This window comes from Psychrobacter pasteurii, from assembly GCF_900162815.1.
Lineage (GTDB): Bacteria > Pseudomonadota > Gammaproteobacteria > Pseudomonadales > Moraxellaceae > Psychrobacter > Psychrobacter pasteurii.
Genome location: NZ_FUGD01000062.1, coordinates 28,423 through 39,641, shown reverse-complemented (window position 1 = coordinate 39,641; position 11,219 = coordinate 28,423). Strand labels below are relative to the sequence as shown.

Here is an 11,219-nt window from a genome sequence, read left to right as displayed (position 1 = left end):
CCTTGTAAGCTGTTTTCAAGTAACGGCTTACTAAGCTCTTGATAGCTGATGTTGTCATTATGCACAAATCGCCATAACGCTTGGGTCTGAGCAAAACTGCTTTTAGTATCCATAGTTGCTTTCATACCAGCATGTAGATAACCGTTTGGGTGAGTGTGATTGTGTACGAGTTGTTGATATCGTTTGATGAGCCTCGTATCTAGCTCCATTTTATCTATGCCATACTGCGCTATTTTATCAAATTTATGCTTACTGATAAATTGTGTAGATACCTATGCCCTGAAGTGGGTGGTTTTACGGCGACCGGTGATAAAATCTCTTAACTGACAGGCATTAAGTTGTGGGGCACATTTCGTCACCTCAAGCATGAATGGGTACTTATCACGCTTAATGGCGTTTAATTGTTTGCGTAGCTTGCCTTGGGTAGGCTTTAGTAATTTGCTTTCATCAACGTCAATACCCATAATATGACAAGCATCACGATAGGCTTTATCTTGAGCATACTGTCGTTGCCACTGAGCTAACGCCCAGTTATAGGCAAGACGAGCTATACCGCAAGCATTAGCAAAATAGGTCGCTTGCTTGTTGTTTGGAGTAAGCTCAATGACATGGCCTCGTATCATTCTAAACTTGCCTTAACTGCTTCAATGAGCTTTTTATTCTTCTTACTAGGTGAACCATAAAGTCTTGCTGAAAAAACAGTGATAATCTCAAGTACGTCTTGCGCCAACTCTTCTTCAAACGATAAGTTTTCACCCTGATTAATGATAACAACTTCAACTTGACGAGCTTCACACAAAGCAAAAACAAGTTCTGCCCCAAAACGCAGTAATCTATCTTTATGAGTTAGCACCAGCCTGTCTATTTTGTTGTCTAAAATATCATCAAGCAGGCGTTTTAAGCCTTTTTTATGATAGTTCATACCACTACCTAGATCGCTAATCACCTCGAATGACCAACCTTGAGCAGAGCAGTACAGCTCAAGCATTTCAATCTGACGCTGTAAGTCTGATTTTTGGTCATGACTCGAAACACGAGCGTAAGCTATGGTTTTACGTTGTTGCTCCACCTTATTACGAGTCAGGTTTGGGTTTATTTTAGATAAGTCATACCGACGATGGCCTTTGGGTGTTCTTTGGGCGACAAGCACACCTGTCTCATCCCATCTTCGTAGAGTTGAGACAGAAACGCCTAACTGATTAGCTGCTTGTTTTATGCTTGATAATTTACTCATAGTGAGCAACTATACATATATTTAGATAGATTCGTGGTTACTGTTTGTAACCCCAAACTTTTGGCTTACTGATTTTTCTTTTTCAGTAGGGCTTTAATATTAGACATATACTCATTGGCGACCACAGTAGGGTCACGCTCAGCCTTTTTCTTCTTGGCGTTAGCAGGCCAGTCTAAATGCTCTTCTGGCAACTCCTCTAAGAAACGACTTTGAGTAGTGGTACGCATCTGACCACCGCCACGGCGCTGAGCGGCTAAAGTTAGCGTTAGCTCACGACGGGCACGAGTAATGCCCACATACATTAAGCGGCGCTCTTCTTCAATGGTCTCAGCGATGATGGAGTTACGGTGCGGCAGTAGCTCCTCTTCTAAGCCCATGATATACACAAAATCGAACTCCAAGCCTTTAGCAGCGTGTAAGGTCATCAAGTTCACTTTATTGGTGTTCTCTTCTTCTTGCTGCTGCTCAAGCATATCAAGCAGTACCAGCTTACGAATTACTGCATCAATGGTCTTATCGTCATCATCCTCGGCGCGATTGATTAAGGCTTGAATACTGCTATAAAGCACTTCGATGTTATCTAGGCGCCCTTTTTCTTGCTGCGGCGTTTTTGAGTCACTACGCACAAAGTCGATATAGCCCGTTTCATCAATCATTTGACGTACTAAAGGCACTGGGTCTGGGTGCTGATCCAGCTCGCGAGTATAGTGCTCGATGAAGTCACCAAACTCTTTTAGGGTGCTATACGCTTTGGTCGGCAACACATGTGGCAAACCGCCGTGGGTACAAGAGGCCAGTAGAGAAATACTGTGCTCTTGAGAGAATAGACCCAATTTTTCAAGTGTTGCAGGTCCAAGCCCTCGTTTTGGGGTATTTACGATCCGTAAAAAAGCACTGTCATCTTCAGGGTTTAAAATAAGGCGCAGGTAGCCCATGACGTCCTTAATTTCACTACGAGCAAAGAAGGATTGACCGCCAGAGAGCTTGTAGGGTACTTGGAACTGTCGCAGCTGAGCTTCAAGCATACGGGCTTGGAAGTTACTGCGATATAGCACCGCATACTGCTCCCACTCATTCCCATTGCGCAGCTTGTGCGCCACAATTTCTTTGGCCACACGCTCTGCTTCATCATCATCGTTGCGACAGTTAATAATACGAATTTTCTCGCCCTGACCTTTATCTGACCACAGTGCTTTTTCAAATAAGTGCTCGTTATTCATAATCACGGTGTTGGCCGCATTCAAAATACGGTTGGTCGAGCGGTAGTTTTGTTCAAGCTTAATGACTTTTAGCTTTGGGAAATCTTCTTTGAGCAGCGCCATGTTCTCTGGGCGAGCTCCACGCCAAGCATAAATAGATTGGTCGTCATCACCTACTACGGTGAACTTACCGGTTGGCCCCACAATCAATTTAATCAGCTCGTACTGGGCGGTGTTGGTATCTTGATACTCGTCGACCAATAAGTAGCGAATACGGTTTTGCCACTTATCACGTAGTTGTTGGTTTTCGCGTAATATTTTGGCTGGCAAGACAATCAGGTCATCAAAGTCAACGGCGTTGTAAGCACGCAAGTTGCGCTCATACAAAGCATAAAGGTTAGCAAAAAGCATATCCTCTGGGTCATCAAGCGTCTCCATCGCTTTGTCAGGTTCAATCAGATCGTTTTTCCAATCAGAAATAAACTTAATGGCCTTGCCGACAAGCTCGCGACTTTCTGCGCCTGACAAGTTGTCACGCATCATCAGCTCCATCAACAGACGCTTACTGTCATCAGCATCCATGATAGAGAAGTTGCCTTTTAATGGGGTATGTAGCAGCTCATAACGCAAAAACTGTAGTCCAAATTGGTGGAAAGTCGACACAGTAAGACCGCGGGTCTTTTCTTTGGGCATAAGCGAGGTGACACGGGCCTTCATTTCACGGGCCGCTTTGTTGGTAAAGGTCACCGCAGTAATGCGCTCGGCAGGGATATTACACTGCTCAATAAGATAAGCGATTTTTTGGGTAATGACTGAAGTTTTACCTGAGCCTGCACCCGCTAAAACGAGGAGGGGACCAGACACATAAGTCATGGCCTCTTGTTGTTTGGGGTTAAGCTTACTCATGGCACACCTTTTTTTATATGACTAACAATAAAGATTGGACAACGGGATAAATTAGGGGGTTGTTGAAACGATGAATAGGGGGTCGAAATCAGCTTTGGAATTGCAAAATTATCGAGTGGTTATTATAGGGGTTCACTTTAAAATCACAACCAAATCTATGCAAACTTATTGACCAGTTACAAACTCGACTATAAAGTCGTTTTTTTTGTAATCAACACCTTACTCTATGTATGGCTTTGTAATATAATACAACCAAGGAGTTAGATAAGCGCAAAACTCTAACGCTTTGATGTTGATGAATGGATGCATTAACTTATTGAAGTAAATTTAGCATTTTTACCCAGTACTTAAACAACTAAGTTGAGGAAACTATGATTAAACGTCAAGCATTTTTAATGGCTGCTATCGCTGCTGGTCTAAGCATGACTGCAATGGCAGAAACTGCAGGTACTTGGACTGTGGGCGTGGGTGTTGGCCACGTAGAGCCAGACAGTAAAAATGGTAGTTTAGGTGATATTGGCATTGACCATATCGATCCTGACGTACGTCCAACGCTTACTGCTGAATACTTTGTAGCAGATAATGTGGGTGTTGAGCTATTAGCTGCTCTACCATTCCATCATGACATCATCATCGATGTGCCACGTGTTGGCATGAGAGAGGCGAAAACTCAGCTTTTACCACCAACCCTATCACTACAGTACCACTTCGATAATGTACACGCGAACGTGAAGCCATTTGTTGGCGTGGGTGCAAACTATACTACTTTCTTCAAAGAGCGCTCAGGTGTGAATGGTGTTGATTTAAAAATTAAAGACAGCTGGGGCGTTGCTGGTCACGCAGGCGTTGATTTTAAAATCAATGAAACTGACGCAGTTCGTTTAGATGCTCGTTATATCGACCTTGAACCAGATGTTAAGCTAGACGGTCAAAAAGCGGGTAAAGCAGAAATCAACCCATGGGTATATGGTATCTCTTACGTACAACGCTTCTAATCTAGCTTGTTAATAAAGTCAGCTTAAGTTTAAATGACTAAATAAGCAGGCTGAAATAAAAACCCCCGCATCCAATCAGATACGGGGGTTTTTTACATCAAGTCAAAAATACTTATTTTAAAGCGTTCAGTTTTTTGGCGGCTTCTAAAGCAAAGTAAGTTAAGATGCCATCAGCGCCAGCACGTCTAAAGCCTAGCAGCGACTCAAGAATAACATCTTCAGTCAACCAACCGTTTTGGATAGCGGCCATGTGCATGGCATACTCACCAGAAACTTGATAAGCAAAGGTTGGCACGCCGAAGGTGTCTTTTACTTCACGGATAAGATCTAGATAAGGCTGTCCTGGTTTAATCATAACCATGTCAGCGCCTTCGTTAATATCCATGGCGACTTCATGCAGCGCTTCTGCACGGTTACCAAAGTCCATCTGATATTGCTTTTTGTGTCCGCCTTTTAGGTTACCCGCACTGCCTACCGCATCACGGAAAGGACCGTAGTAAGCAGAGGCATATTTGGCAGAATAGGCCATCAGAGCGGTGTTAACAAAGCCTTCTTCTTCTAATGCTTCACGCATGGCAAGGATACGACCATCCATCATGTCACTTGGAGAGATGATGTCTGCACCAGCGCGAGCGTGTGCTAGGGTTTGTTCAACCAAAACCTCAACCGTTTCATCGTTAACCACATAGCCGGTCTCATCTAGCAGACCATCTTGACCATGAGAGGTATAAGGGTCTAAAGCAACGTCAGTCATGACCACCATCTCTGGCACTTCTTTTTTAAGCGCACGAACCGCACGGCAAGCCAAGCCATCTGGGTTAGCCGCTTCTCGGCCGTCTTCCGTCTTCAGACTTGGGTCAATAACGGGGAAGATATCAACGGTGGTCACCCCTTCTGCTAATAACTCTTTGGCATATTCAACCAATAGGTCAATAGATAAGCGCTCAACACCAGGCATACTTACCACTGCTTCACGCTTATTTTCACCCTCAAGCACGAATACAGGTGCAATCAAGTGTTTTGGGTGCAGCTCTACCTCACGTACCATAGCTCGAACGTTATCATGAACACGTAGACGGCGTAAACGAGTGTGAGGGTAAGTGCGATTAAATGTATAACTCATAATAAGTCCTAATAACTTCAACGAATTAAGGAATGTAAGAGGAGTAGGGCAGTCAGGGTGACTGCTCAATATAGTTGTTAAGGGATGAAAAGCAGAATAAGGTATTTATAGATCTTTTTATTATTCTTAAGTTAGCTATCCCAGTCCCTATTATAACGCAGAGCTTAGTATGTTTTGGGTTCAAGAAATGATACAAGTTATAACTAAAGCTTTAACCCAATAAACAAACGACATTTAGAAGTGCAGACCCTTATTATCGCAGACTGGGGCGATAAGCCAAGTTGATAAAAGCTATCATCGCAATGAGTTTAACGAATACAGGCAGCGATGATAGACAGGTTGGCTATCTATGGGGGAGTTATATACAATTCGATTAGAGATATCATTGAAGCGTAAATGACTAAAGTATAATAAACCAAGTCAAAACTGATAAATGAGCAAATAAGAGATGGTTATGAGTGAAGAAGAGATTCTACAAAGCTTTAAAAAACAAGGGGTGGATATTAAGGCACAGTCTGCTCCCTTAAATAGAAGACGGTTTTTAGAGCTGACCACCTTAGGAATAGGAGGGTTGGGGCTGCTTTATCATTCCAATAGTGCTTTGGCAGCCAGTAGCTTGATGGGCACAGCTGAAGACACCACCAATCTTGGCGGTTCTATAAAAAACTTGAGTCAGTGCAAATCACCAACTATTCCCACTCGCATATTCGCCAGCTCAAATACTGGGGTAGACGACAGCCGTAATGTCTTAGGATTGCAGCGTCTAGCTTGTGCCGGATTTGATATTAAAAACCCAGAGATTACCCGCCGTCAGTACTTACGCTTTGGCGGAACGGATCAGCAGCGGGCTAGCGATTTACAAAATATGGCCACAGGCGCTATTGAAGCACCCAAGTTATTGCTCGCTGCCAGAGGCGGTTATGGCGCCATTCGGATCTTAGAGTCTGTCGACTGGAAAAGCTTGGGCAGGCTTATGAAAGATAAGGGCAGTATCTTGGCAGGATTTAGCGATATTACTGCTTTACAGTGCGCTCTATTGGCACAAGGTAACATGAGTAGCCTAGCTGCGCCCATGTTATACACAGAGTTTGGTAAAAAGAAGCCAGATATCGTCAGCTGCCAAGGTTTTGTAGAAGCGATTACCAACCCCAATCTTAAAATCAACTTACCTCAGCAAACCAATACAACCTTATCCACTCCGCTTAGTGGGGTGCTATGGGGCGGTAACTTAAGTGTGGTCTCTGCGCTGGCAGGCAGTGCTTATCTGCCCAATCCCAAAGGGGGCATCGTATTTTTAGAAGAGGTGGGTGAGCAGCCGTATCAAGTAGAGCGTATGCTGTATAGCTTATATCTATCAGGAGCTTTCAAGAATCAGCAGGCCATTATGCTAGGGGCATTTAGCGGGGCAGGAGAAGACAGTTATGATGCCCGTTATAACCTGGCCGCAGTGATTGAGCATTTGAGCCAAGTCACAGGTTTGCCGATATATACAGGATTACCTTTTGGGCATGTGGCTCGTAAGCAGAGCTTCCCTTTAGGGGCGATGTGTCATTTAACACCGGCAGATTCTGGCATTACTCTTGAGTTTGAGGGCTATCCTACCATCGATAGGGAGCTTATATATCCTGAAGGGTTGTGGAGTTAATCTAACAACAAGAAATCTTAACGTATCAGGCATAATACTTTACATTAAAGCACCAAAGTCAGGGGCGTACTGGGTTACTATGAAAGATGAAGAATTATTAAAAATAAGGATAATGAATCATGTCAAACCAATCTAGTAACCCAAAAAACACTGCTGACAATAATGAAAGTATAGATAAGGCTCTAGAGTCTCTTGAGAATACAACGAAACCCACTACCAACAATGAATCGGTAGATGTGGAAGTAGTTAAAGGCGATACAGTTATCTATGAAGATGGCGACTTTGAAGAGTTTAATTCTGAAAATGAGCTAGACTCGGATACGGATGAGGCCAATTCTAATAAAGAAGCTTCTAAGCAAGAAGAGTCTAAACAGAACGAAGCCAAATCAAAGCAAGACTCTGACAAAGAAAAAGACTCTGAAGAAAAAGACTCAGAGTCTGATAAACATGAATCAGCCAAAGAGTTATATAGCACAGCGATAGCTAATATTTATCAATGGGCGGCTAAGCTTAAAGACGAATTCATGTCAGACAAAGAGAAGAAGTCTGATTCAGAACAAGCCTCTGATGAAGAAAAAACAGATTCTGATAAAAAAGAAGGAGCGTCTGACAAAGAAGATAAGCATAGCGCCTCGATCGCTAATTTGTATAAATGGGCGGCTAAGCTAAAAGAAGACTTTGCTTCTGAAGCGGCTAATATGACTCATGATGTACCAGAAAAAGCCCTGGCAATTATGCTTAATAAGCTACTTAGTGGTGCAGAAACAGAGCTGAAAGCTTTTGATAAAAAAGTAGAGCAGTCAGAAGAGCCGATGGGGAATGCTGAAGAAGAACGCAGCAAGCTTGAAGCCAAAAAAGATAAATACCAAGGTATGATTGACTTGCTACAAGGTGATTAATAAGCTGCGTAGCTGGCTTACTTTAACCGCTGTGATTAATCTTAATAACATATTTTAAGCGTAAAGCGGTGAAGCTCAAGGTAACCTTTTTAGGTTGTCTTGGGCTTTTTCTATTTTATGCTTATCAATCAATAACTCTAGCATAGTAGATTTACATAGGACGATATTATGACTATGACAAATGCTCAATCTATAACTAATGGGCCTTCCTCCGGAGACCTAAACCCAAAGTCGAGTAGTAGTTTGGCTTTAGCGCCTCCGCAAAAGGGCCTAATAGCAGGCGCAGCTATAGTGAGTTTGGTGCTATTCGTATATTTGCTCGTTACCCAGCCTGTGGCTCAGCCGATGCTACTTATCATTGGTTTGCTACTGGGTTATACCTTATTTCACGCCCGCTTTGGCTTCACTTCAGCGTTTAGACGATTTGCTTCGGTTGGTAATGGCCAAGCCTTACGTGCACATATGCTGATGCTTGCCGTCGCAGTGACTTTATTTGCTCCCATTTTGGCGTTTGGTATCAGCTTTTTTGGTGGACCAGTCGCTGGGTATGTCGCACCACTTGGCGTTAGTCTGGTGGTCGGCTCGTTTATGTTTGGTATTGGTATGCAGCTCGGTGGCGGCTGTGCTTCAGGCACACTTTATGCTGTCGGCGGTGGCCGTTCAGTGATGTTCATTACGCTAATTTTCTTCATTATTGGCGCAACTATTGGCGCTTACCACTTACCGTTTTGGACAGAAGAGATGCCGTCAATGGGATCTTACTCATTAGCAACTTCTACCGGCCTTGGTTATGGCGGTGCGTGGGCTCTGTCATTAGTATTATTTGGACTGATTGCTTGGGCAAGCTTAGTTGTTGAGAAGAAAAAGAACGCCCCTAAAATGGCGCCACTACCAACAGAAACTGGTTGGAAGCGAATTTTCCGTGGTGCTTGGCCATTGTTTGCTGCGGCGATTGTATTGGCGGTACTCAACGCAATCACACTGATGACGCGTGGTCAGCCTTGGGGTATCACTTCAGCGTTTGCATTATGGGGCTCTAAGGTAGCCAGTGGTTTAGGGGTTGATGTCGCAAGTTGGGGCTATTGGCAAGGAGATAATGCCGCTGCTCTGCAAGCGTCAATTTTTGCTGATTCAACCACTGTTTTAAACCTAGGTATTATCCTAGGTGCCTTTATTGCCTCGGCAGCAGGTGGCCTATTTAAATTCACCAAGATCACACCAGGTAACTTTGCCGCTTCTGTTATTGGTGGGCTGCTCATGGGTTATGGCGCACGCTTAGCATTTGGCTGTAACATCGGTGCCTACTTTGGCGGTATCGCCTCGTTTAGTTTGCATGGGTATATCTGGGGTGTGTTGGCGCTGGCAGGGACGTTCTTAGCATTATACCTGCGTCCTTTATTTGGTTTGTCTGTTCCGAAGCCAACTGATACCTTCTGTTAGCCACTGTATGTTGTGTGGCGAAGTAATAAAGAAGCAGTCTAAATTAAAAAAAAGAGCTGATGTACGTCAGCTCTTTTTTTATGTCTAATAGGAATTGGCTGGTTTGTTGAAATTACAATTTCTAGGAATCAAGCTTTTAGACTAAAAGTAATACACAAAGAAAAAAGGCTTCCAATTGCTTGGAAGCCTTTTTCTGTTTTTCATCGTGCTATATAATGGTACCCGGAGCCGGAACCATATATATTATATAAGTGTTTGGTTTATATGGTTTTTATTTTTTTAATATTATTTAGTGTACATGATGGTGTACATTGTTTTTAATGCTTAAAAAACAGTTTCAATATAATTCCTCCCCATTTTCGCCTAAGCAATCTCTCTCATAGGCTGTATTAATTATAGCATCAAGCATGGCAGTTGTTGACAGACCTTTAACCTCCGCTAATTTTTCAAGTCTAGTCTTAGTCATCCGAGTTAAAGGCAAGTGATATTGACTCTTGGTTTTACTAGCATCGCGAAACTTTTTTTGACTCCATGCACGCTTCATTTTATCAATGAATAACAATTTCTCAGTTGCCATACAAGACACATAATTAGTGGGATAAATTAGTAAGTATATTGTGTCTAATGAGGATAAGACAATATCTCTGACTACCTCAATGTGACTAATATCGATATTCAGATTATTAATGTAATAACCATTACGTTGTAGATAGTTCTGAGCCCATTCAATTTGATTCTTATCGTTTATATTTAGCCACCTAGTGTAGCTTTCACTCTCTCTATTAGTGTTAAGAAAAGACTTGATATTAGCAAGTATATTCGCTTTACAGTCTAGTGTTGCCGGAACATAACCTTCCGCGGTAACAATGAATAAATTATCTATATAGGAATAAATTGAATCTAAAGGCTGCTTATTCATTTCTAATTTAGAAAAGTGCCAATGTGATCCTAACTCAAGAACTCTAAGACAAGAGACCTGCCTTCTAAGATCTTTTTTTAGCCAATCAAACTCACTTTCTGGTAATAAATTTGCCTGCATTTGAATGATCTTATCGTCCAGGTATTCTTTTAGATTATCTAAACCAACAAGTCGTTCTTTAAGACCTTCCTTGCGGTTTACATCCTGTATGCCGCTTAAATCGATAAAGTGTAACCCCATAGCCCTTTGACGGTTGCTCTCCATATTTATCAAATAAATGACATGGGAAACCTGTCTATCAGTAAGCCTATCTAAAACCTTTTTTAAGTATTGAAGATTACGTTGCCTTTCTATTAATTGTGGGTCAGAAAATATAATTGTCATTATTAACTCTCATCCATTAAAATTAATATCACTCGTGATATTTCCCTATGATTACTAAGCTATTACAACCACTTTTATAATTTATTGAAAAAGCATTTGTAGTTAATTTAATAGTATATAAATTATCTGGAAGCCTTTGTATATATAGAAGTCTAGGTAAGAATAGATAGTTTATGTCCTTCCTTGTTTACCAATCTAAGATTTTATCCTAAGCGTATGTCCATGTATAGTTATTCATTAACTAAAAACCTATTGTTTGGAGGGAGAGCATAAGGCCAATATTAGAAGTTTTTCAAATATAGAGACGTAACTCCCCTTCTAATTTAACTCCCAAAATACGACACTTTAAGAAATATTGGTTAAGTCATACCGAGACTTTTTTTTATATAAAAATCCGGTTATTAATACTATTAACGTAGTTCTAGGTAGAATCAGAGCATCTATTCCTAACATTTAGTTTTACTTATTAGTAGTA

General features: G+C 42.0%; 9 protein-coding genes and 1 pseudogene. 4 read left to right on the top strand and 6 right to left on the bottom strand.

All coding sequences use genetic code 11. The features are described 5' to 3' along the window. The 4 genes and pseudogenes from A1232T_RS04275 to A1232T_RS04260 form a co-directional block, all read right to left on the bottom strand. A pseudogene (locus A1232T_RS04275) lies at positions 1-209 on the bottom strand (transposase); the annotation flags it as partial. 63 nt (positions 210-272) lie between these two features. Next, entirely contained in the window at positions 273-623 is a 351-nt protein-coding gene (locus tag A1232T_RS04270; RefSeq protein ID WP_244152369.1) for a helix-turn-helix domain-containing protein, read from the bottom strand. Then, positions 620-1,234, bottom strand: a complete 615-nt coding sequence (locus tag A1232T_RS04265; protein ID WP_077448208.1) for an IS607 family transposase — start codon at positions 1,232-1,234, stop codon at positions 620-622. The genes A1232T_RS04270 and A1232T_RS04265 overlap by 4 nt, the downstream gene beginning before the upstream one ends. 65 nt (positions 1,235-1,299) lie before the next feature. Next, on the bottom strand, positions 1,300-3,339 hold the full coding sequence (locus tag A1232T_RS04260) for a UvrD-helicase domain-containing protein (protein WP_077448207.1): 2,040 nt from the start codon (positions 3,337-3,339) through the stop codon (positions 1,300-1,302). 371 nt (positions 3,340-3,710) lie between these two features. On the opposite strand from A1232T_RS04260, the gene A1232T_RS04255 reads away from it, so the two are divergent. Then, the gene (locus A1232T_RS04255; protein WP_077448206.1) at positions 3,711-4,334 is read left to right on the top strand and encodes an OmpW/AlkL family protein; all 624 of its coding nucleotides are present in this window, start codon (positions 3,711-3,713) and stop codon (positions 4,332-4,334) included. Between the two features lie 112 nt (positions 4,335-4,446). Here A1232T_RS04255 and hemB read toward each other — a convergent pair whose 3' ends face one another. Further along, positions 4,447-5,457 carry a porphobilinogen synthase gene (gene hemB, locus A1232T_RS04250; RefSeq protein ID WP_077448205.1) on the bottom strand — a complete coding sequence of 337 codons (1,011 nt, stop codon included), beginning with the start codon at positions 5,455-5,457 and terminating at the stop codon, positions 4,447-4,449. A gap of 454 nt (positions 5,458-5,911) precedes the next feature. Here hemB and A1232T_RS04245 point away from each other — a divergent pair, with 454 nt between their 5' ends. From A1232T_RS04245 to A1232T_RS04235, 3 genes are all read left to right on the top strand, one after another. Further along, positions 5,912-7,102 (top strand): LD-carboxypeptidase, encoded by a 1,191-nt coding sequence (locus tag A1232T_RS04245; protein WP_077448204.1) that lies wholly within the window; start codon positions 5,912-5,914, stop codon positions 7,100-7,102. A 119-nt stretch (positions 7,103-7,221) separates the two neighbouring features. Beyond that, positions 7,222-8,001, top strand: coding sequence for a hypothetical protein (locus A1232T_RS04240; protein WP_077448203.1), 780 nt, complete (start codon positions 7,222-7,224; stop codon positions 7,999-8,001). A gap of 168 nt (positions 8,002-8,169) precedes the next feature. After that, positions 8,170-9,441: a YeeE/YedE family protein gene (locus tag A1232T_RS04235; protein ID WP_244152368.1), complete on the top strand. Its 1,272-nt coding sequence runs from the start codon at positions 8,170-8,172 to the stop codon at positions 9,439-9,441. A 337-nt stretch (positions 9,442-9,778) separates the two neighbouring features. Here A1232T_RS04235 and A1232T_RS04230 read toward each other — a convergent pair whose 3' ends face one another. Next, the gene (locus A1232T_RS04230; protein WP_077448202.1) at positions 9,779-10,744 is read right to left on the bottom strand and encodes a hypothetical protein; all 966 of its coding nucleotides are present in this window, start codon (positions 10,742-10,744) and stop codon (positions 9,779-9,781) included. Between the last annotated feature and the right edge of the window lie 475 nt (positions 10,745-11,219).

Bases quoted from the DNA above. Each gene is read 5' to 3' on its own strand.
- A1232T_RS04270 (WP_244152369.1), bottom strand. From the start codon at position 623: ATGATACGAGGCCATGTCATTGAGCTTACTCCAAACAACAAGCAAGCG.
- A1232T_RS04265 (WP_077448208.1), bottom strand. From the start codon at position 1,234: ATGAGTAAATTATCAAGCATAAAACAAGCAGCTAATCAGTTAGGCGTT.
- A1232T_RS04260 (WP_077448207.1), bottom strand. From the start codon at position 3,339: ATGAGTAAGCTTAACCCCAAACAACAAGAGGCCATGACTTATGTGTCT.
- A1232T_RS04255 (WP_077448206.1), top strand. From the start codon at position 3,711: ATGATTAAACGTCAAGCATTTTTAATGGCTGCTATCGCTGCTGGTCTA.
- hemB (WP_077448205.1), bottom strand. From the start codon at position 5,457: ATGAGTTATACATTTAATCGCACTTACCCTCACACTCGTTTACGCCGT.
- A1232T_RS04245 (WP_077448204.1), top strand. From the start codon at position 5,912: ATGAGTGAAGAAGAGATTCTACAAAGCTTTAAAAAACAAGGGGTGGAT.
- A1232T_RS04240 (WP_077448203.1), top strand. From the start codon at position 7,222: ATGTCAAACCAATCTAGTAACCCAAAAAACACTGCTGACAATAATGAA.
- A1232T_RS04235 (WP_244152368.1), top strand. From the start codon at position 8,170: ATGACTATGACAAATGCTCAATCTATAACTAATGGGCCTTCCTCCGGA.
- A1232T_RS04230 (WP_077448202.1), bottom strand. From the start codon at position 10,744: ATGACAATTATATTTTCTGACCCACAATTAATAGAAAGGCAACGTAAT.